Origin of the sequence: Streptomyces zaehneri, from assembly GCF_032248645.1 — a bacterium.
Taxonomy (GTDB): Bacteria; Actinomycetota; Actinomycetes; order Streptomycetales; family Streptomycetaceae; genus Streptomyces; species Streptomyces coriariae.
Genome location: NZ_JASTTJ010000009.1, coordinates 283,485 through 304,220 on the forward strand (window position 1 = coordinate 283,485; position 20,736 = coordinate 304,220).

The following is a 20,736-nucleotide window of genomic DNA, read 5'->3' on the forward strand; positions in this document are numbered from 1 at the left end:
CGGGTAGCATCTTTGTGCAAGAGCCCCTTGCGCTATTGCGCCAGGGGCTTGGTCTATTCCGGGGCATCCGGGTCCGACAAGCGGCGACCGACGACGGTCGCGGTGCACGTGGTGCACGCGGTGGAAAGTGCCACCGCGTACGCCCCTGGCCTTGGACATGCCCCACCCGGAAGGGGTGTACGCGCGTGCCCGCACTTGTGCTGCTCGGTGCTCAGTGGGGTGACGAAGGCAAGGGAAAGGCCACCGACCTTCTCGGTGGCTCGGTGGATTACGTAGTGCGTTACCAGGGCGGCAACAACGCCGGCCACACGGTCGTCGTGGGCGACCAGAAGTACGCACTCCACCTGCTCCCTTCGGGAATTCTGTCACCCGGCTGTACGCCGGTCATCGGTAACGGTGTCGTTGTCGACCCGTCGGTCCTGCTCTCCGAGCTGAGCGGTCTGAACGAGCGCGGCGTCGACACGTCGAAGCTGCTGATCAGCGGCAACGCGCACATCATCACCCCGTACAACGTCACTGTCGACAAGGTGACGGAACGCTTCCTCGGAAAGCGCAAGATCGGCACCACCGGCCGCGGTATCGGCCCGACCTACGCCGACAAGATCAACCGGGTCGGCATCCGGGTCCAGGACCTGTACGACGAGTCGATCCTCACCCAGAAGGTCGAGGCGGCGCTGGACGGCAAGAACCAGCTGCTGACCAAGCTGTACAACCGCCGCGCGATCGCGGTCGACCAGGTCGTCGAGGAACTGCTCGGCTACGCGGAGAAGCTCGCCCCGTACGTCACCGACACGGTCCTGCTCCTCAACCAGGCGCTCGAGGCGGACAAGGTCGTCCTCTTCGAGGGCGGTCAGGGCACGCTCCTCGACATCGACCACGGCACGTACCCCTTCGTCACCTCGTCGAACCCGACCGCGGGCGGCGCCTGCACGGGCGCGGGCGTGGGCCCGACGAAGATCAGCCGGGTCATCGGCATCCTGAAGGCCTACACGACCCGTGTCGGCTCGGGCCCGTTCCCGACCGAGCTGTTCGACGAGGACGGCGAGGCGCTGCGCCGCATCGGCGGCGAGCGGGGCGTGACGACCGGTCGTGACCGCCGCTGCGGCTGGTTCGACGCGGTCATCGCCCGCTACGCGACCCGCGTGAACGGCCTGACGGACTTCTTCCTGACGAAGCTCGACGTCCTGACCGGCTGGGAGCGGATCCCGGTCTGCGTGGCGTACGAGATCGACGGCAAGCGCGTCGAGGAACTCCCCTACTCGCAGAGCGACTTCCACCACGCGAAGCCGATCTACGAGACCCTGCCCGGCTGGTCCGAGGACATCACCAAGGCGAAGTCCTTCTCCGACCTGCCGAAGAACGCCCAGGCGTACGTCAAGGCGCTGGAGGAGATGTCCGGCGCCCCGATCTCCGCGATCGGCGTGGGCCCGGGCCGGGACGAGACGATCGAGATCAACTCGTTCCTGTAGTCCCACGGCGGCAGCTCGGCCTGGGCCGGTCCTGGACATCCTCGACCGGCCCAAGGCCTGCTACGGCAACACCCCGCACGGCAGGAAGCTCCTTCCGGGACTGCAAGCCGACGCAGGCCGGCACGGCTGTCTTCCGACGCCGGCCGGCCGGTCCCGCACCAAGGGAGAAATGCCGCATACAGGCATATCCTGGGACTGACGGGCGTGTGCGTCGACCAGAAGGAAGTGACTGCGATGCGCATGATGCTGAAGGCGTCCATGGACACCGAGAAGGCGAACGAGGCCATCCGGAACGGCACCCTCGGGAAGCTGATGGAGGAGTCCATGGCGCAGCTCAAGCCCGAGGCCGCCTACTTCACCACCGACCACGGCAAGCGCACCGCCTTCCTGTTCTTCGACATGGAAGAGAGCGCGCAGATGCCCGTGCTCAGCGAGCCGTTCTTCCTCCACCTCGGGGCCGAGATCTCCTACACCCCGGTGATGAACAGGGAGGACATGCAGAAGGGCCTCTCGCAGCTCGGCCGTTGACCGCCCACCCGGCCGACCGCTCAGCTGAACACGATCATCGACCCCTGCGCCAGGCTTCGCGTCGCCGCCGCATGCAGCCCCAGCCAGACGTGCCGCTCGCGCGCGAAGGGGCTGGAGTCGTACGGCGCCGCGACGGCGGGCTCCTCCAACTCCGTGGGCCCGGCGGGCGGTTGCGGAGCCAACGGCGGATTGGCCGGATCGATGCCGATCGACGGGGCCACGAACTCCAGTTCCCGCAGCAGGGACTGCGCGGACCCCAGGGGTCCGCCGCCCGCGAGGAGTTCGTCGTTGGACAGGGGCTGCGGAAAGTCGACCGGGACGTAGGCGCCCGCGTGGTCGTAGTGCCAGACCAGGTGCGACTGCTGGGCCGTCGCCTCGAACATCTCCAGGAGCTGCTCGTAGTCGCCGCCCAGCGCGTCCACCGGCGTCACCGGCAGCCCGCACACCTGGAGGAGGTAGGCGCGGCGCAGGAAGTGGAGGGCGTCGTAGTCGAAGCCCGCCACCGGGGCGACCTCGCCGGACAGCCCCGGCATGTACTGGTACACCGGCACGGGCGGCAGACCCGCCTCGGCCAGCACCTTGTTGTACTGGGCGAGTTCGTCGGCGAAGGGATTGTCGGGGGTGTGGCACAACACGTCGACGAGTGGCACCAGCCACAGGTCACAGGCCAAAGAGAGCTCCTCACTCAGTACGGTGACCGGTCAGGGAAGACTAGTCGGTGCGACCCGCGTCAGCTCCCCCTGTGCAGATCCCATACCCACACTCCGGCCACCCGCCTACCCGGTCGGCCGACCAGCTTCTCCACCGTCTCACGCAGCCGGTCCTCGTGCGGTTGCGGGGCCAGCACCAGGGCGCCCGCCCGCCAGTACGCGAGGTCCTCGCGGGTCTCGGCCCGGGCCCGTGCGTCGATCACCGGGACGACGCCCGTGTACCGCACGTCCCGCAGCAGACTCGCCGTGAAGCGCAGCGGGACGCCGTAGACGCCGGTGCGGTCGCCGTCGCCGTACGGTCCGTTGAAGTAGCCGCCGGGCATCCGGAAGCCGAGTCCGGCCGCCGTCTGCCAGCGCAGCGCCTCGGCGTTCTCGGGTTCGGCGAGCGGCACCGGGACCAGGGTCTCGTCTCCCCGGACGTAGGTCTTCCAGGCGCCGTCGGTGAAGAAGGCGGGCACCTCGGCGCGCGGCTCGGATCTCAGCGGGGCGGGGACGAGGGGGAGCAGCGCGAGGCAGACGGCGAGCAGACCGGCGTACTGCGCGCCCAGTCGGCGGGCCCGGTCGAGGCGGTCGACCGCCAGGGCGAGCAGCATGCCCAGGGGCGGGGCGCAGACCAGCGCCACCCGGCTCTCGATGACCGAATCGAAGAGCGGCAGGCCGGCCAGCGCGGCCCAGGGGCCGGGGACGGTGGTGTCGGTGAGCGGGAGGTGGATGCGCGAGCCGAGCGACAGCACGGCCGCGGCCGCCGCCGTACCGGCGAGCGCCTTGACCGCCGGCCGCCGCCGGAGCCCCGCCGCGATCGCGAACGCGAGCAGCACCAGCGGCCAGCCGTAGAAGGCGTTCTGTTCGGTCGGGTTCAGGGAGAGGGCGTCGGCGCGGTGGGCGTCGCCGGCGATCAGGGAGCGCTCGGCGAAGGAGAGCAGCGCCCGGACGGAGTTGGCGACGCCGGGCGCGGTGCCGTGGTCGATGCCGGTGTAGCTCTGCGGGCCGGAGAACTGCCAGGCCAGCGGGTAGACGACGAGCGGGAGGCAGACGGCGGCGGCGACCGCCAGACCGTTCAGCAGGGGCCGTACGGCGTTCCGCGCGACGTCGGGGCGTGCCGCTGCGTAGGCGACCGCGAACAGCAGCATGCCCATCGCGGCGAGCAGCAGCGGCTCCTCGCCGAGGAAGAACTGGTAGGCCGCCATCAGGCCGAGGACGACCGCGTTGCGGGTGACCCGGTCACCGGCCGTGAGCCGCAGCGCGCGGTCGATGATCGGCGGGATCATGAACAGCACGACGAAGTTCGGGTGCGCGTTGGCGTGGCTGACCATGGGCGGCGCGAACGTGGCCAGCGCGGCTCCGGCGAAGGCGGCCGCCCGCCCGCGGACGAGCCGTTTCACGATCAGCCGGTACCAGGCGACGGCCGTCGCGGCCAGGCCCAGCGTCATCACCAGGTTCAGCGTGACGGCCGGCCCGGACAGCAGTGTGACGGGCGTGAGCGGGACGGACAGGCCGAGCATCGTGGTGTTGGCCATCAGGTTCACGCCGTCCGGGGCGCCCTGGAGGCCGGTGAAGAGGGGATTGCGCAGGTGAGCGATGTTGTCGGCGGTCACCGCGAAGAACCACTCCCACTGGTTCTGGTCCTGGAGGGAGTCGGTGAGATAGCGGTGGGCGGGGTCGAGGAGGCGGCCGGAGTAGAGGGCCACCGCCATCGCGAGGAACAGCAGGACGGCGACGGCGTCCGCGGGTCTGGGCACCGGGATCCGGAGCCGGACCAGATCGCGCAGGACCCGGAGGTAGTCCGCCGGACGGACCTTCGAGCCGGGCTGGTGCGACCAGTGCACGGGCACCTCGGCGACCGGCCAGCCGACCCGCTGGAAGTGGCGCAGCACCTCCACGTCGATGGCCCAGCCGTCGAGGCGGGAGGCGGCGAAGGCGGCACGGGCCTTGTCGCCGTCGAACAGCTTGAACCCGCACTGGGTGTCGCGCGTCCCGCGCAGGGTCGTCCCGCGGATGAGCAGGTTGCCCGCCCGGCCGGCGAGTTCGCGTATCCGGTGCTGACGGTCGCCGAGGGTCGCGCCGGGTACGGCCCGCGAGCCGATCGCCGCCGCGTTGCCGTCCGCGAGCGCCTTCTCCAGGCGCTCCAACTCCTCGACGGGAGTGGCGAGATCGGCGTCCATGACCAGTACCTGGCGGCCCCGGCCGGCGGCGACACCGCGGCGCAGGGCGTGGCCCTTGCCCCGGTTGCCGGAGCCCGCGACGAGCTTCACCCGGGGATCGCGGCGGACGGTGACCAGCTCACGGGTGGCGTCGGTGGAACCGTCGTCGGCGACCAGGATCTCCCAGGTGCGCCAGTGGCTCCCGGTCGCGTCGAGGTAGCGGGTGACGGCGTCCAGGGTGTGACCGAGCCGGCGCTCCTCGTTGTAGGCGGGGATGACGACGGAGAGCTCGACGGGCGCGGTGCGGTGCGCGGGTGTGCCGGTGGGGGACGTGCCGGTAGCGGGCGTGCCGGGGGCGGGCGGGCCAGGGGCTTGCGCCCTGATCATTCCGCCGCCAGTCGCTCGATCAGGGCGATGGAGTCGTCGTTGTACGCGGCGAGCATCGCCCGGGCGGTGACGGTGTCGCGGTCGTACAGGGCGTCGACCAGTTCGGTGTGGCCGGACCACAGGTGGCCGCGCAGATCGGTCGGCCGACGCAGGTGCTGCACCGTGCACACCCAGGACTGGAGCCGCAGCCGGTGCAGGAAGTCGGTGAGATAGGGGTTGCCGAACAGGGCGCTCAGCTCGCGCCAGAAGCGCAGGTCGTAGCCGATGAGGACGGTCAGGTCACCGGCGGCCGCGGCCCGCTGCGCCTCCTCGCCACGGCGGCGCACCCCCGCTATGGCGGCGGCGGTCCGCGGGTCCTCGTAGTTGTGGTGGCGCTGACGGCCCTCGTCCAGGGCGAGGAACATCCCCTCGATGATCAGACTGCGCGCCTCGATCATGCCCCGGAAGTCCGCGACGGAGTACTCGTGGACCCGGAAGCCCCGGTGCTGGTCGGCCTCCAGGAGGCCCTGCGCGGAGAGGTCGACGAGGGCCTCGCGGACGGGGGTCGCGGAGACGCCGTACTGCTCGGCGATCTCCTTGACGGTGAACTCCTGGCCCGGCTGGAGCCGTCCCCCCAGCACCTCGTCGCGCAACGCGTCGGCGATCTGCTGTCGCAGGGTGCTGCGCGTCACGGCTCCGTTGCCGGTGCTGCCGGGCATGGTCGGGGCGTCTCCATCGTCAGGTGCGGAAAAGCGGCGTGCTCGTCGGTATGTACGAGCACGCCACCTTACGCGTTCGACGAAATCAAGACCTTGGACGACTGCCGCGTTCTCGGGTGCGGGCCGGCGGGGGCCGGCCGCGCGGCTTCCTGCGCCCCTGAGGGGGCGCGGCGCCCTGACCGGACTCGTCCTGCCCGTTCTGCCGCGCCACCGGCCCGCCGAAGCGCCGGGACCGGCCCTCGCCCGGCCGCGCCCGGCCCGGCGTCCGTCTCTAGTCCGTGTACTCGTCGGCCACCGAAAGCGCCGTGTCCAGGGCTGCGAGGCCCTCCTTGATCTCGGACTCGGAGACGTTGAGCGGCGGCACGAAGTGGGTGCGGTTCATGTTCACGAACGGCCACACCCCGGCCTTCTTGGCCGCCGCGCCGAAGGCGGCCATGGCCGCGTTGGCCTCGCCCGCCGCGTTGTACGGCACGAGCGGCTCGCGGGTCTCCCGGTTCTTCACCAGTTCCAGGGCCCAGAACATGCCGACCCCGCGCACCTCGCCGACGCATCCGTGCCGCTCGGCCAGTTCCCGCAGCCCCGGCTCGACGACCGAGGCGCCCAGGTTCTTCGCGTTCTCGACGATGCCCTCCTCCGCCATGACGTTGATCGTCGCGACGGCGGCCGCGCAGGCCAGCGGGTGCCCGGAGTACGTCAGACCGCCCGGGTAGGGCCGCCTGGCGAAGGTCTCCGCGATCGCGCCGGAGATCGCCACCCCGCCGAGCGGCACGTATCCGCTGTTCACGCCCTTGGCGAAGGTCATCAGGTCGGGCGTCACGTCGAACAGGTCGGCGGCGAACCACTCACCGGTGCGGCCGAACCCGGCCATGACCTCGTCCAGGACGAAGACGATCCCGTACTGGTCGCAGAGTCGGCGCACCCCGGCGAGATAGCCGGGCGGCGGGACCATGATCCCGGCGGTGCCCGGGACGGTCTCCAGGATGATCGCGGCGATCGTCCCCGGCCCCTCGAAGGCGATCGTCGTCTCCAGGTGCTCGAGCGCCCGCGCGGTCTCCTGCTCCTCCGTCTCCGCGTAGAAGCGGGAGCGGTACAGGTACGGCGCCCAGAAGTGGACGACCCCGGCCGTCGCGCTGTCGGAGGCCCAGCGGCGCGGGTCGCCGGTGAGGTTCACGGCCTGCTGGGTGCCGCCGTGGTACGAGCGGTAGGCGGACAGCACCTTGGCGCGCCCGGTGTGCAGCCGGGCCATGCGCACGGCGTGCTCGACCGCGTCGGCCCCGCCGTTGGTGAAGAAGATCTTGTCCAGGTCGCCGGGGGTCCGCTCGGCGATCAGCCGGGCCGCCTCCGAACGGGCCTCGACGGCGAAGGCGGGCGCGAAGGTGGTCAGGTGTGCGGCCTGCTCCTGGATCGCGGCGACGACCTTCGGGTGCTGGTAGCCGATGTTGGCGTAGACGAGCCCGCTGGTGAGGTCGAGGTACCGCTTGCCGTCGTAGTCCCAGAAGTACGACCCCTCCGCGCCGGCCACGGCGAGCGGGTCGATGAGCTCCTGGGCGGACCAGGAGTGGAAGACATGCGCGCGGTCCGCGGCCTTCACGGCGGCGCCGGCCTGGGGGCTGGACTGAGGGGTCATGTCAGTGAGCGTAAATGTCCGCGATGCGGAAGCGGTATCGGCGTCCTGTTCCGTGGAGGGGGCGATTCCGCGACAGGTTGTCGGGCGTGGGGAGGGGCCGGGGGGATCCGGGTGTGTTGACAGCGTGCTGTCGTAATGACAGGTTGCTGTCATAAGGATTTCGCTCACGAGGAGGAACCATGAGCCGCAAGCCGGTGCATCTCGCCGTGTACGACACGCTCGCCGACTGGGAGACGGGGTTCGCGACGGCGTACCTGGCGCGCAACGGGTACGAGATCCGCACGGTCGGCGGGTCGGGGGAGCCGGTGGTCAGCGCCGGCGGACTGAGGATCCGGCCCGACCTGGCGCTGGACGCCGTACGGCCCGAGGACAGCTCGCTGCTGATCCTGCCGGGCGCCGACCGCTGGGACACCTCCGACGACCTCGCGCCCTTCGCCCGCACGGCACGCGCGTTCCTCGACGCCGGGGTGCCCGTCGCCGCGATCTGCGGGGCCACCGCGGGACTCGCCCGCGAAGGCCTGCTCGACGACCGGGACCACACCGGCGCGGTCTCCTTCTATCTGGCGGCGACCGGCTACGCGGGCGGCGACCGGTACGTCGAGGCGGACGCGGTCACCGACTCGAACCTGATCACCGCCGGACCGACCGAGCCGGTCGCCTTCGCGCGCGAGATCTTCCGGCTGCTCGGCGTGTACGAGGGCGCGGTGCTGGACGCCTGGTACCGGCTGTTCCACGACTCCGACCCGGCGGCGTACGAGGTGCTGGAGAAGGCGACGGCCGGCCGGTGAGCAGGGAACGGCAGGACCTGCTCAGCCGCAGCGCCCTCGGGGTGTTCCGGCTGAACGGCCAGTTCCTCACCGTGGCCGAGGAACTGGCCGGGCCCGCCGGGCTCACCGCCGCCCGGTGGCAGGTGCTCGGCGCGGTGCTCGGCGACCCGCTGCCCGTGTCCGGCATCGCCCGCGCCATGGGCATCACCCGGCAGAGCGTCCAGCGCGTCGCCGACCTGCTGGTGGAGCAGGGCCTCGCCGAGTACCGGCCGAACCCCGCCCATCGGCGCGCCAAGCTGCTCGCGCCCACGGCGGCGGGGCGGGCCGCGGTCGCCCGTATCCACCCCGGGCACGAGGCCCTCGCCGACCGGCTGGCGGAGGCGTTCGGGCAGGCGGAGCTCGCCGAGGCCGTCCATGTACTGGAACGGCTGTCCAAGGTGCTGGACGGCCTGGAGCCCGCTGTTACGCAACCGTAGACACCGCACCGCACTACTCCCCGAACCGCCGGATTATTCTCGGCTGGGTTGCACATGTCTCGATCACACATGTGCGGGAAAGGCGGCGCTGCGATGGAGAAGCTGGGCCCGGGGGACCCGCAGCGCATCGGCGGCTACCGGCTGCTCGCGCGGCTGGGCGCGGGCGGCATGGGGCAGGTCTACCTCGCCCGCTCGGACCGGGGACGCACGGTCGCCGTGAAGCTGGTCCGGCGGGAACTGGCGGCGCGCGAGGAGTTCCGGGCCCGGTTCCGGCAGGAGGTGCGCAACGCGCAGCGGGTCGGCGGCTTCTGGACCGCGCCCGTCCTCGACGCCGACACCGAGGCCGCCGTGCCCTGGGTCGCCACCGGCTATGTCGCCGGGCCGAGCCTCCAGCAGGTCGTGAGCCACGACCACGGTCCGCTGCCCGAGCGGTCGGTGCGCATCCTCGCCGCCGGGCTCGCGCACGCGCTGGCCAACATCCACGCGGCCGGGATCGTCCACCGTGACCTCAAGCCGTCGAACGTGATGGTCACCATCGAGGGGCCCCGGGTCATCGACTTCGGCGTCGCGCGGGCGCTGGAGAGCGTGACCGGCGACAGCCGGCTGACCCAGACCGGCGCGGTGATCGGCTCGCCCGGCTTCATGGCCCCCGAGCAACTGCGCGGCGACCCGGTGACGCCCGCCAGCGACGTCTTCTGCCTCGGCTCGGTCATCACCTACGCCGCGACCGGCACCCTCCCCTTCGGCTCCGCCGACAGCGCGGCACACGCCCTGATGTTCCGCATCGCCGAGGACGAACCCGACCTCACGGGCGTCCCCGAGGGCATCGCCGACCTGGTCCGCGCCTGTCTGCGCAAGGACCCGGGCGCCCGGCCCTCCCTCGACCGGGTCCTGGAACTCACCGGCGTCGACGACACCGTCTCCGACGGCCGCTCCCGCGATCCCTGGCTGCCCGGTGCCCTCGTGGCACAGCTCGGCCGCCACGCCGTGCGACTGCTGGAAGTGGAGGACCCGGAGGGCGCGGGCCCGTCCACCTCCGGCCACGGGGCCCGCCCCACCCTCCTCGACCACGCGGCGAGCGCCCCCGAGGCCTTCCCGGAACACTCGGGCCCCCGCGGCCACGCGCCCTCGCCGGACCGCCGCCCCACCCTGGTCGCGGGCGCCGACGGAATCCCGGCGCAGCCCCGCCCGCCCGGACAGGCCGCCCCGGCCCACCCGGTGTACGGCTACCCCCAGCAGCATCCGCAGCAGGCCCAGGCCGCCTACGGCCATCCGCAGCAGCCGCAGCAGCCGGCCGGCTGGTCCGCGGCACCGGGCGGGGCGGCGCCGTACAACCCTTACGCGGACGGCCCCGCGGGCCCCGGCGCCGCTCCCGCGCACGACCCGTACGGGCCGGCCGGCCCCGCCAGCCCACAGGAGCCACCGCGCCGCAGCGGCCGGACGACCGCCGTGCTCGTCGCCGTCGCCCTGGTGGTCGCGATCGCCGCGGGCGGCTCGGTGTACACGTTCATGAACGGTGACGACGATGCCGCCGCGAACGCCGCGCCGACCACGTCCGGCGGCTCGACGTCCTCCTCCGCGAAGGCCTCGGAGCTGCCCTCGCCGGACTCGTCGACTTCCCCTTCCGCGTCGCCCTCCGCGTCCTCGGCGAGCGGGCTGGTCCCGGCGGCCTACCTCGGCACCTGGACCACCACGATCGAGAACGAGAGCGGCACGAACACGCGCCGGCTGACCCTCGCCCAGGGCAAGGTCGGCGACGCGGTGCTCGCCCTCGTCGCCGACGGGGACGGCTACCACTGCGAGTTCAGTGCCGCACTCTCCGAACAGCCGGGCGGTGAAGGCCCGTTGAAGATAGGCCCGTCCAAGGTCACCACCGGTGAACCCCTCTCCTCGTGCAGTCCGGGCGCCGCCTCCGAGGTCACCCTGCTCGCCGACGGCACACTGCGCCGGGTGAACACCGGCACCGGGGAGAAACTGACCTACACCCGGCGGTGAACGTCGCGCGAACGTCCGGACCCCGGAGGTCATGCGCCTGTGTCGATGAGCCCGTCCGAGAGCGCGCTCGACCGCCTCGGCGCCGTCCCCGGCCTCGGCGAGCTGCGCACCCTCAGGGCCCTACGGCCGCGCCATCCACTGCGCGCACGTACCCGGCCCCGATCGAGGACGAGGCCGTCCAGGCCGAGGGGGGTCCGGGGGCACAGCCCCCAGGACGGGACGGGACGGGTCGGCGGGGGCGGGGGCGGGAAACGCGGCGAAGCCGCTCCTCACCGAGGCTCGGGCGGCCGCTGCCGAGGCATGTTCGGCCGCGCGTTCGCCCCCGGAGGCATCGGAAACCGTCCGTACCCCCCGCCCACGTCCGCCCGCCCGCCGGAGGCGACCGCCCCCTGCATCCCCATGGGCGCCGGCCCGGTCCGGAACTCGACCATCCAGTCCGCCGTCTCCGTACGCACCAGCTCCGAGACGTCCTCGGAGAACCGCCGCAGCACCGCCAGACACCGCTCCGCGGCCTCGCTCGCCGTACCCTCCGCCGGGCCGAGCACCTCCCGGACGCTCTCCGAGGCCCAGTCGAACTGGAGCACCTGGAGCCGGCGCTGCACGGCCTGCGCGGTGGCCACGTCCCTTATCCAGCCGGACGTCACCCCGAAGAACCGGTCCGCCGCCGCACACGCCACCGCGACCAGCAGCGCCAGATACCCCCAGGGAGCGACACCGCCCAGCACCCGGGTGAGGTCCAGCAACGGCAGCGCGGCCGCGCACACCGCCCCCGCCGCCGCCCCGGTGCGCAGGCCCCGGGCACCCCGCCGCTTCCACACCCGGTCCGCGAGGTACCAGGCGGCGGTCTCCAGCGCCCCGCGCTCCACCCACCGGTACAGCTCGTCCAGCCGCTCGGCTGGCTCACCCCAGTCCCCGAGCGGGAACGTCCGCCCGGCCAGGTCGCCCGGCCGCAGCCCGGCCGCGCCCTCACTCCGCCCGTCCTGAGGCGGACCCTCGGGCTGCATCTCCGGCTGCTGACCCACCCGGCACTCCCTACTGATCCCGACCGATGGAACCCGACGGATCCCGACCGCTCACGTTGCGTGACACCCGTGACGCCTGATGCTGCTGCGCCGGACCTTTCCTACCTCCCAATGGGTGGCGAAGAGGAAGGTTTCATCTCTTTTACGCCCGGAAGTGGGCCTTGATCAGGTATAGGCCTCACACCTGACTCACTCGAAAGAGTGCTGGGGCGACACCCGCACAGACCACGTAGGCTCGTGCCGAGCGGGAAAAAGGCCCGCCCGAAGGCACGCCCGACAGTCGCAGGACCAGTCGTAGGACACAGGAGCTGATCGTGATTCCCGGTGGTGGCCAGCCCAATATGCAGCAGCTGCTCCAGCAGGCCCAGAAGATGCAGCAGGACCTGGCCCGTGCCCAGGAGGAGCTGGCGAACACGGAGGTCGACGGACAGGCGGGCGGCGGCCTGGTGCAGGCCACCGTGACCGGCTCCGGCGAGCTGCGCGCCCTGCGGATCGACCCGAAGGCGGTGGACCCGGACGACACCGAGACCCTCGCCGACCTGGTCGTCGCGGCCGTCCACGCTGCCAACGAGAACGCGCAGGCGCTCCAGCAGGCGAAGCTCGGCCCGCTGGCCCAGGGCCTGGGCGGCGGCAGCGGCATCCCGGGACTGCCTTTCTAGACCGGTCCGCCTTTCTAAGACCGGCCTCGGCCAACTACCGTACGTACCGCAAGGAACCCCAGGAAGGACGGCAGTCCGTTGTACGAAGGCGTGGTCCAGGACCTCATCGACGAGCTGGGGCGGCTGCCCGGCGTCGGTCCCAAGAGCGCGCAGCGGATCGCCTTCCACATCCTCCAGGCGGAACCGACGGACGTACGGCGGCTCGCGCAGTGCCTGATGGAGGTCAAGGCGAAGGTCCGCTTCTGCGCGACCTGCGGCAACGTGGCGCAGGAGGAGTTCTGCGGCATCTGCCGCGACCCGCGCCGCGACCCGAGCGTCATCTGCGTCGTCGAGGAGCCGAAGGACGTCGTGGCGGTCGAGCGCACGCGTGAGTTCCGCGGCAAGTACCACGTCCTGGGCGGCGCGATCAGCCCCATCGAAGGTGTCGGTCCCGACGACCTGCGGATACGGGAACTCCTCGCGCGGTTGGCCGACGGGACGGTCACGGAGCTGATCCTGGCCACCGACCCGAACCTGGAGGGCGAGGCGACGGCCACGTACCTCGCCCGCATGATCAAGCCCATGGGCCTGAAGGTCACCCGCCTGGCCAGCGGCCTCCCGGTGGGTGGCGACCTGGAATACGCGGACGAGGTGACCCTCGGTCGCGCCTTCGAGGGGAGACGACTCCTAGATGTCTGACGCCACGCTGCACGCGACCGACCACAACCCGGACGATTTCGTGGTCCAGATCGCGGATCAGGTCGAGAGCTTCCTGGTAGCCGTCACGGAGGTCGCGAAGGGCGACGAGCCGGGCCTGGCGGTCCCCTTCCTCCTCCTGGAGGTCTCCCAGCTGCTCCTGGCCGGCGGCCGCCTCGGCGCCCACGAGGACATCGTCCCCGACGAGCGCTACGAGCCCGACCCGGGCTTCGAGCCGGACGCCGACGAGCTGCGGGAGAACCTCGCCCGCCTCCTGGAGCCGGTCGACGTCTACTCGGAGGTCTTCGACCCCTACGAGCCCCGCAAGGCGCCCGTCCCGGCCCGGATCTCCGACGACCTCGCCGACGTCATCGCCGACCTGCGCCACGGCATGGTCCACTACCGCGCGGGCCGCACCACGGAGGCCCTGTGGTGGTGGCAGTTCTCCTACTTCTCCAACTGGGGCTCCACCGCCTCGGCGACCCTGCGCGCCCTGCACTCGGTCCTCGCCCACATCCGCCTCGACCAGCCCCTCGAGGAACTGAACGGCCTCGACACCGACCAGTCCACCCTGGGCGACGAGACCCTCGAGTTCGAGGCGGGCCGGGTCATGGAGGAGGAGATCGGCGGGCAGTTGGGCCTGGGGCCGGTCAAGTAGGTCTGCCCGGCGGGGAAGAGCGGTGCCGACCGCCCAACTCCTTTCGTACGCCTGACGATGGGTGTCGTAGGCGGTCATGATGTGACGCATGAGTGGCTTGTTCGACCGTAGGGCAGCTGCGGACGCCTCGGGCGCGGGCGCTGTCGCCGCGGGTGGGAGCATCGCGCAGGCGATCACCGGGCCGGGCGCGATCGGTCTGCACATCGATCACGTGGGGATGCTGCTGCCGGACGCGTGTCCGCCGCCCGAGTCGGTCGACTGCCCGCCCAACCTCACCAACCTGCCTTTCCGTGCGCACATCTTCGTCGGGCGGGACGAGGAACTCGGCCTGCTGAGGAGCGCGTCTGCCGAGCCAGGGCGGTCGCTCGCCCATGTGCTGCACGGTCTCGGCGGCATCGGCAAGTCCACGCTCGCCGCTCGTCTGGCCTCCGCGCACGGGCCGGCCGACGCTCCGGTGTGGTGGATCACGGCCGACAGCCGCGCCGCGATCGACGCGGGCCTCGCAGATCTCGCGGCCGCCCTTCGGCCGTCCCTTGTCACCCTGCTGCCCCAGGAGCAGTTGAGCGAGTGGGGCGGGCGCTGGCTCGCCACTCATGGCGGCTGGCTCATCGTCCTCGACAACGTCACCAGTTCGGCCGACGTGACTGCCCTGCTGTCCAGGGCGTCGACGGGCCGTTTTCTGATCACGAGCCGGCGCGCGACGGGGTGGCAGGGAATCGCGGAGGAGGTGCCGCTGAGCGTGCTGTCGAGTCAGGACGCGGTGGGTCTCTTCACCGAGATCCATGGTGAGGATCCGGATGCCGCCGAACTCTGCGAGGAGTTGGGCTGTCTACCGCTGGCGGTCGCGCAGGCCGCGGCGTACTGCAGGGAGACCGACTGCGCGGTCCGCACGTATCTGGACGATCTCGCGACTTCGCCCGCCGAGATGTACGCGGAGACGCACGAGGACGGCGACCACGAACGCACCGTCGCACGCGTCTGGCACGTCACGCTCGACCGTCTCGCGGCCGAACCGCTCGCTGTCCGGATCCTGTTGATGCTGGCCTGGTATGCCCCCGACGGCATCCCGCGCAGCCTGTTCACTTCCCTGGGATCGTCGCTGGCCGTACGCCGGGCACTCGGCCGTCTGGCGGCCCACAGCATGATCACGCTCTCCGGTGACACGGTGTCCGTGCACCGGCTGGTCCAGGCCGTGTCCCGTACGGGTGCTGACGGCGACCGGCATCGGAGCCCCGAAGCGGTCGCGAACGCGCGCACAGCGGCGGTGGACGCCCTGGCGCGGGCTCTTCCCGAGGACGTCGAAGACCCGTCGGCCTGGCCGGTCATGCGCTCCCTGCTCCCGCACGTCGAGGCGTTGGCCGAGCTGGTTCCGCCGGAGGCGGACACGGAGGCGATGGCACACCTGCTGACGGAGACCGGGGACTACATGCTCGGGGTCGGAGTGAAGGTCGCCCTCCGGGCGCTCGATCTGCTGCGGCGGGCGGAAGCCGGGTATGTACGACACCAGGGCCCGGAAGCGGAGAGGACGCTCTTCGCGCGCGTGCGGCTGGCGCATGCCACGCGGATGATGAAGTCGGTCGAGGAAGCCGCCCCGTTCGCAGAGGAGGTGCTGGCCGACTGCACGCGGATCCTGGGTCCGGAACACGGAGTGACTCTGCTGGCCATGGGGAACATGCATCGGATCGCCTCCTTGCAAGGGGAGGTGGAACGGGCCCAGCGGCTGGCGGAGTCCTGTGTGGTGGGTCAGATCCGGCTGCGGGGCCAGGACCACCCCAGGACCTTCGCGGCACGGCGGGACACGATCGCCGGGCTGGTGTTGACCGGCAGGGCGGCGCAGGCCCGCGACCTGTGCGGAGAACTGCTCGCCGACTGTGTGCGAGTCCTGGGCGGGGAACACCCGGAGACTCTCGCCACAAGGATCCTGGACACCCAGTTGACCACCCTGCCTGATCTCCCGGACAGCCTGATCCAGCCCCTTGCCGGAGTGCTCCGAGCAGTGACCGGGGACGGCCTGGTAGCCGCGCTGCGTGCCATGGAAGAGAAGGTCAGGGCGCTGGGCCCCGAATGGTTCGCCCAGGCCTCGCCCGCAACCGAGGACGAGGTGAGCGCGGCCGAGCACGACCTGGACACGTGTCGACGCGTGCTCGGTGACGACCACGTCGACACCGTGGCCGCCCGCTTCGCGCTGCTTCAGGTGTACCTGGCGACACGGGACGAGCGCTATGGCGAAGCGGCTGAGGGGCTCTTGACCGAGGTGTTCTCCCTGATGAGTGAGAACGAATCCGCTGCAGCCCTGCTGTCGCAGATGTTCGAGGCGTTGTCTTCCGTCGCGGATGAGTTCTCCCCACCTCCGAACCTGTAGGACCCTCTGCGCCGATACCCGTTGCTCCCGGGACGGTTCGGCCACAATGGCCCCATGACACTCAAGCCATGGGCGTGGGCAGGACTCGGTATCTGCGGGGCGGGTGTGGGGGCGCTGATCGGCTTCGCCTTCGTGGACCTCGGGAGGGCGGATCAGGTCGCGAGTGTGGCCGGAGGGGCCGTCGGCATCGTCGGCTTCGTGCTTGCGGCGATCGCTCAGTTCGGCGGGTCGTCCTCTGCCGCGGCCCCATCGATTTCCACACAGGACGTACAGGCCTCCGGCGAGAGGGCGGTCGCGGCGGGCGGCAGCATCGGATTCGCCTCCACGGGCGGCGTGGCCACACCGGTTTCCCCGAGTCCTCTTCTCCCGCCTACGGCGGGTCAACGGAGTACCGGCAACGTGACCGCATCCGGCCCCGGTTCCATCGCGGCGGGTGGTGACATCGGCTCGGCGTCCACCGGAAACTGAGGCCGCCCCGGGGCTCAAGTTCCGGGCTTCGAACTCTTCTCCCCGGTCCGGGTCTGGTCGGTGCGCCGACACCGGCTCCGGGGCCTGACGCGCGGGCTGAGCGCGGCGTCGTTCACGACCACCCCCACACGCCCTTGCCCATGGCCGTCACCCCGCCCGCCAGGGCCAGGCCCAGTACCAGCAGGCGGGCCCGGTTCTCCGGCAGCCGTCCCGCGAGAGCCCTGCCGATCAGTGCGCCCGCGGTCATCGCGACGGCCACCGACGTCCACTGGGGGCCGCTCAGCTGCGGGAGGCCGTTCGCCGCGACCGAGAAGGCGTTGACGACGACGCTGTAGAACTGCGCGTTCGGGATGAACTCCCGTACCGTCCAGCACGCGTTGACGGCGTACAGGGAGACGGGCGGGCCGCCGACGCCCGCCGCCGAGTTCATGAAGCCGCCCGCCGCGCCGGCCACGACCGCGCCCCGGGTGCCGCGCAGTGCGGGGATGCGGACGCCCCGCATGACCAGCAGGACCGCGATCGTCACCAGTGCGCCCATGACCGACAGCAGGGCGGGTTCGGGGAGCCGGCGGGTCAGCCAGGTACCCGCCGGGACCGTGCACGCGGCGGCGACGCACAGCGGGACCATCGCGGCCGGGCGCACCCGGCGCCAACCGCCCGCCAGGCCCACGACGCTGATCGCGCCCGCCGCGCAGTTCGCCAGGACGACCCCCTGGGCCGGGCCGAGCAGCAGCACCAGCGCGGGGACGGCGACCAGGGCGAAGCCCATCCCGGTCAGCCACTGCACACAGGAGCCCAGCAGCACGATCCCCGCCAGCAGTGCCTCACTCGTCCCGGTCGTCATGGTGTACCTGCCTACACCATGTCTTCGGGACTGTGCTCCCTCGTTCCCGCAGGCCCGGGACGGGATCGTTGATCTCGCAAGCGAAACCGACTCCCGTTCAAGGAAGGCCTGTCATGAAGGCTCTGCTCTCCTCCCGTCCCGTCCTGTGGTTCCTCTTCCTCTTCAACCTCGCCGTCGCCGCGGTGGCCCCCTTCGTGGTCGACGGATCGCAGGGCGTGATGACCGCCGTCGGGATGGGCGTCGTGTCGCTCGGGGCCGGCGTCAGCCTGGTCCGGGACCGGGGCCGGAGGACCGCCTCCTGAGAATTGGCCTGGTGCTGGACGTCCCCTGTACGCGGGCTGCACGGGCGCTAACCGGCCGGACGCGAATCTTGGGTTATCCCAACAGCAGCGAGCCGCACAGGAGTTGCCATGACCCGCACGACCCGCATACGCGCCGCCCTCGTCACCGCCACCGCCGTCGTCACCGCCGCCACGGTGTCGGCCGGAGTCAGTGCGGCCGGCTCCGAGAAGCCCTCGAAGCCCACCAAGAAGCAGATCGCCGCCCTCTTCGACGGCTGGAACGCCGCACTGCGGACCGGTGACGCGGAGATTGTCGCGGACCGCTACGCCAAGGACGCGGTCCTGCTGCCCACCGTCTCGAACAAGGTCCGCACCGACCGCGCCGGCATCGTCGACTACTTCGAGCACTTCCTCCGGAACAAGCCGGCCGGCAAGAAGGTTCGGACGATCGTCAACGTCCTCGACAGCGACTCCGCCATCGACACCGGCGTCTACGCGTTCACGCTCACCGACCACGACACCGGCGAGAAGCGCGTCGTCGAGGCCCGCTACACCTACGAGTACGAGAAGCGCGACGGCGAGTGGAAGATCGTCAACCACCACTCGTCCGCGATGCCCGAAGGCTGATCCGCACCGAGAGCCCGCCCCCGGGCGCGTCCGCCAGGGCCACCGTCCCGCCGTCGTCCGTCACCAGTTGTCTGACGACGGAGAGGCCGAGCCCGGAACCGGAGCGCCCGGTCAGACCCTGGCCGCGCCAGAAGCGGTCGAAGGCACGGGACTTCTCCGCGTCCGACATGCCCGGTCCCTCGTCCGCGACGGACAGGACCACCTCCCTGGCCCCGGCCTCGGTCCGGACGGTGATCGTCCCGCCGTCGGGTGACACCTCCAGGGCGTTCGAGAGCACGTTGTCCAGCACCTGGTCCAGATGACCGGGGCTGGCCAGCACAGACGGCCGGTCGTCGACAACACTCCCCCTGAGCGCGATGGTGACCCCGCGCTCGTCGGCGGCCGGCCTCCACACCGACAGGCGTTCCGCCACGATGTCCGTCAGGGACAGCGGTTCCGCCGCGGTCACCTTGGCCTCGGCCCTGGCCAGCACCAGCAGGCCGTTGACCAGCCGGCTCATCCGCACCACCTCGGCGGTGGCCTGTTCCACGTCCTCCCGCACGAACTCGTCGTCGACACCGTCCGCGATGTTGTCGAGCGAGAGGCGGAGCGCCGTCAGCGGGGTCCTGAGCTGGTGCGAGGCATCCGCCACGAAGATGCGCTGCGAGGCGATCAGCGTGTCGAGGCGCTCGCCGGCCTGGTTGAGGGTGCGGGCCAGGGTCCGGGTCTCCTGGGGGCCCGTCACGGGGGAGCGGGCCGTCAGGTCGCCGTCGCTGAACTTGCTCGCCATGTCGTTCAGCTGGCGCAGCGGGCGGGTGATGCGGCGGGCGACGACCGCGCCGATCAGCGCGGCCACGCCGAGCACCGCCACGGCGAGGCCCGCCCGGAAGCCCCAGATCGTCCACAGCCTGTGGGTGAGTCCCGAGGTCGCGTAGACGATCCGTACGGCGCCGACGACCTGGCCGTCGTCCTTCGCGGGGACCGTGATCACCAGGTCGCGGCCCCAGATGAAGTCCGACCCCCAGTCGGTGGTCGGACTGCCCCGCTCCAGGGCCCCGGCCAGCGCCGCGTCCCGCGCGGGGCGCGGCAGCGCCGGCGCGCACCGGGCGGTGGTGGTGGCCTGGACCTCGTCCTCGGTCTCCACGGCGTACGCCCTGGCCATCTCCTCCAGCGCCTGGCAGGAGGCGGTGTCGCCGTTGCCCAGCAGCAGCGCCATGGTGGTCGCCTCGCGCTCGATGGACACCTCGGTGTCGCCGCGCAGCTGGGCGGTGAGGGTGAAGGCCACCGGCACGGTGAACAGCAGGATGGCGACGGCCACCAGCAGCACATAACTGCGGATGAGCTGCTTGATCATGACGTCGGGCCGACCGGGCCGCCAGGGCTGCCGGGGCTGCCGGGGCCGACCGGGCCGCCGGAGCCGCCGGGGCTGCCGGGGCTGCCGGGGCTGCCGGGGCCGACCGGGCCGCCGGAGCCGCCGGGGCCGACCGGGCTGCTCGGGCCGGGAGCGGGCCCGCCGACGATCTCCAGTCGGAAGCCCACGCCCCGCACCGCCTCGATGGCGACGACCCCGGCGAACTTCCGCCGCAGCGCCGCCACGTGCACATCCAGCGTCTTCGTCGGCCCGAACCAGTTCGCGTCCCAGACCGCTTCCATGATCTGCTCGCGCGACATCAGCGCGCCCGGTTCCTCGGTGAGGAAGGACAGCAGGTCGTACTCCTTCGGCGCGAGCGCGATCTCCGCGCCGTCCACGTGGACGCGGGCCGCCTTGCGGTCGACGGTCAGCCGGGCGCCGTAGTGGTCCGCGCCGCCGGTCGTGCCCTCGTCCGCCGTGCGCCGACGCACGCGCCGCATCACCGCCCGTATTCGCGCGATGACCTCCCGCACCCCGAACGGCTTGGACACGTAGTCGTCGGCGCCCAGCTCCAGGCCGACCACCCGGTCCGTCTCGTCGCTGCGGGCGCTGATCACGATGATCGGGATGTCGCCCCGCTCGCGCAGGGCCCTGCACACGTCCAGGCCGTCGGTGTCGGGCAGGCCCAGGTCCAGCAGGACGACGTCGTAGGGGTCGGAATGGGCGAGCGCGGCGGCGCCCGTGGTGACCCAGTCGACGTCGAAGCCGTACCGCTTCAGCCCGCGCCGCAGCGACTCGGCGACCGGTTCGTCGTCTTCCACGAGGAGTACGTGCACAGCCGCACGATAGTGCTTGAAACTTAATTCACAGCTATCACTTCGGCTTCAGTGGGAAGGGAAGACCCGACGACGGGCGTCCGGACCTCTTCCCGGCCTCTTCCGCGAGTCTCGCCGAGTCTCACCATGCGGTACTCGGGAGGTGGTTTTCGGGCGCTCGTTAGACTGAGCCGACC

19 protein-coding genes and 1 pseudogene are annotated in these 20,736 nt (G+C 71.6%); 12 read left to right on the plus strand and 8 right to left on the minus strand.

Annotated elements, in window-relative coordinates; translation table 11 throughout:
• Positions 1-185 precede the first annotated feature (185 nt).
• The gene (locus QQM72_RS17945) at positions 186-1,469 is read left to right on the plus strand and encodes an adenylosuccinate synthase (protein ID WP_314221882.1); all 1,284 of its coding nucleotides are present in this window, start codon (positions 186-188) and stop codon (positions 1,467-1,469) included.
• 234 nt (positions 1,470-1,703) lie between these two features.
• Complete coding sequence (locus tag QQM72_RS17950; RefSeq protein ID WP_314221883.1) at positions 1,704-1,997, plus strand: hypothetical protein; 294 nt, start codon at positions 1,704-1,706, stop codon at positions 1,995-1,997.
• Positions 1,998-2,017: 20 nt separating this feature from the next.
• Here QQM72_RS17950 and QQM72_RS17955 read toward each other — a convergent pair whose 3' ends face one another.
• The 4 genes from QQM72_RS17955 to QQM72_RS17970 form a co-directional block, all read right to left on the minus strand.
• A complete protein-coding gene (locus tag QQM72_RS17955; protein ID WP_142265398.1) occupies positions 2,018-2,668 on the minus strand; it encodes a hypothetical protein in 651 nt (216 codons plus the stop codon).
• Between the two features lie 59 nt (positions 2,669-2,727).
• The gene (locus QQM72_RS17960) at positions 2,728-5,235 is read right to left on the minus strand and encodes a glycosyltransferase family 2 protein (protein ID WP_314221884.1); all 2,508 of its coding nucleotides are present in this window, start codon (positions 5,233-5,235) and stop codon (positions 2,728-2,730) included.
• A complete protein-coding gene (locus tag QQM72_RS17965) occupies positions 5,232-5,933 on the minus strand; it encodes a GntR family transcriptional regulator (RefSeq protein WP_314221885.1) in 702 nt (233 codons plus the stop codon). Before QQM72_RS17965 ends, QQM72_RS17960 begins: the two co-directional genes overlap by 4 nt.
• A gap of 271 nt (positions 5,934-6,204) precedes the next feature.
• Positions 6,205-7,560 carry an aspartate aminotransferase family protein gene (locus QQM72_RS17970; RefSeq protein WP_314221886.1) on the minus strand — a complete coding sequence of 452 codons (1,356 nt, stop codon included), beginning with the start codon at positions 7,558-7,560 and terminating at the stop codon, positions 6,205-6,207.
• A 179-nt stretch (positions 7,561-7,739) separates the two neighbouring features.
• Here QQM72_RS17970 and QQM72_RS17975 point away from each other — a divergent pair, with 179 nt between their 5' ends.
• The 3 genes from QQM72_RS17975 to QQM72_RS17985 all read left to right on the plus strand — a co-directional run bounded on the left by QQM72_RS17975 (position 7,740) and on the right by QQM72_RS17985 (position 10,798).
• Positions 7,740-8,348 (plus strand): type 1 glutamine amidotransferase family protein, encoded by a 609-nt coding sequence (locus tag QQM72_RS17975; protein ID WP_314221887.1) that lies wholly within the window; start codon positions 7,740-7,742, stop codon positions 8,346-8,348.
• Positions 8,345-8,803: a MarR family winged helix-turn-helix transcriptional regulator gene (locus QQM72_RS17980; protein WP_314221888.1), complete on the plus strand. Its 459-nt coding sequence runs from the start codon at positions 8,345-8,347 to the stop codon at positions 8,801-8,803. Before QQM72_RS17975 ends, QQM72_RS17980 begins: the two co-directional genes overlap by 4 nt.
• Positions 8,804-8,896: 93 nt before the next feature.
• Positions 8,897-10,798 (plus strand): serine/threonine-protein kinase, encoded by a 1,902-nt coding sequence (locus tag QQM72_RS17985; protein ID WP_314221889.1) that lies wholly within the window; start codon positions 8,897-8,899, stop codon positions 10,796-10,798.
• A gap of 269 nt (positions 10,799-11,067) precedes the next feature.
• On the opposite strand, the gene QQM72_RS17990 is transcribed toward QQM72_RS17985, so the two are convergent.
• On the minus strand, positions 11,068-11,802 hold the full coding sequence (locus tag QQM72_RS17990; RefSeq protein WP_399077656.1) for an SLATT domain-containing protein: 735 nt from the start codon (positions 11,800-11,802) through the stop codon (positions 11,068-11,070).
• Between the two features lie 332 nt (positions 11,803-12,134).
• Here QQM72_RS17990 and QQM72_RS17995 point away from each other — a divergent pair, with 332 nt between their 5' ends.
• The 5 genes from QQM72_RS17995 to QQM72_RS18015 all read left to right on the plus strand — a co-directional run bounded on the left by QQM72_RS17995 (position 12,135) and on the right by QQM72_RS18015 (position 16,642).
• On the plus strand, positions 12,135-12,479 hold the full coding sequence (locus tag QQM72_RS17995) for a YbaB/EbfC family nucleoid-associated protein (protein ID WP_314221891.1): 345 nt from the start codon (positions 12,135-12,137) through the stop codon (positions 12,477-12,479).
• Between the two features lie 78 nt (positions 12,480-12,557).
• Positions 12,558-13,157 carry a recombination mediator RecR gene (recR, locus tag QQM72_RS18000; protein ID WP_057601170.1) on the plus strand — a complete coding sequence of 200 codons (600 nt, stop codon included), beginning with the start codon at positions 12,558-12,560 and terminating at the stop codon, positions 13,155-13,157.
• Positions 13,150-13,812 carry a DUF5063 domain-containing protein gene (locus QQM72_RS18005; RefSeq protein ID WP_314221892.1) on the plus strand — a complete coding sequence of 221 codons (663 nt, stop codon included), beginning with the start codon at positions 13,150-13,152 and terminating at the stop codon, positions 13,810-13,812. The genes recR and QQM72_RS18005 overlap by 8 nt, the downstream gene beginning before the upstream one ends.
• A gap of 88 nt (positions 13,813-13,900) precedes the next feature.
• A complete protein-coding gene (locus QQM72_RS18010; protein ID WP_314221893.1) occupies positions 13,901-16,174 on the plus strand; it encodes a tetratricopeptide repeat protein in 2,274 nt (757 codons plus the stop codon).
• Between the two features lie 54 nt (positions 16,175-16,228).
• Positions 16,229-16,642 (plus strand): hypothetical protein, encoded by a 414-nt coding sequence (locus tag QQM72_RS18015; RefSeq protein WP_314221894.1) that lies wholly within the window; start codon positions 16,229-16,231, stop codon positions 16,640-16,642.
• A 112-nt stretch (positions 16,643-16,754) separates the two neighbouring features.
• Here QQM72_RS18015 and QQM72_RS18020 read toward each other — a convergent pair whose 3' ends face one another.
• The gene (locus QQM72_RS18020; protein ID WP_314221895.1) at positions 16,755-17,486 is read right to left on the minus strand and encodes a sulfite exporter TauE/SafE family protein; all 732 of its coding nucleotides are present in this window, start codon (positions 17,484-17,486) and stop codon (positions 16,755-16,757) included.
• 113 nt (positions 17,487-17,599) lie between these two features.
• Here QQM72_RS18020 and QQM72_RS18025 point away from each other — a divergent pair, with 113 nt between their 5' ends.
• Positions 17,600-17,788 carry a hypothetical protein gene (locus tag QQM72_RS18025; protein ID WP_020129230.1) on the plus strand — a complete coding sequence of 63 codons (189 nt, stop codon included), beginning with the start codon at positions 17,600-17,602 and terminating at the stop codon, positions 17,786-17,788.
• Between the two features lie 108 nt (positions 17,789-17,896).
• Entirely contained in the window at positions 17,897-18,394 is a 498-nt protein-coding gene (locus QQM72_RS18030; RefSeq protein ID WP_314221896.1) for an SgcJ/EcaC family oxidoreductase, read from the plus strand.
• On the opposite strand, the gene QQM72_RS18035 is transcribed toward QQM72_RS18030, so the two are convergent.
• Both QQM72_RS18035 and QQM72_RS18040 read right to left on the minus strand, forming a co-directional pair.
• Entirely contained in the window at positions 18,360-19,727 is a 1,368-nt protein-coding gene (locus tag QQM72_RS18035; RefSeq protein WP_314221897.1) for a HAMP domain-containing sensor histidine kinase, read from the minus strand. The genes QQM72_RS18030 and QQM72_RS18035 overlap by 35 nt on opposite strands.
• A gap of 134 nt (positions 19,728-19,861) precedes the next feature.
• A pseudogene (locus QQM72_RS18040) lies at positions 19,862-20,560 on the minus strand (response regulator transcription factor); the annotation flags it as partial.
• Positions 20,561-20,736 lie beyond the last annotated feature (176 nt).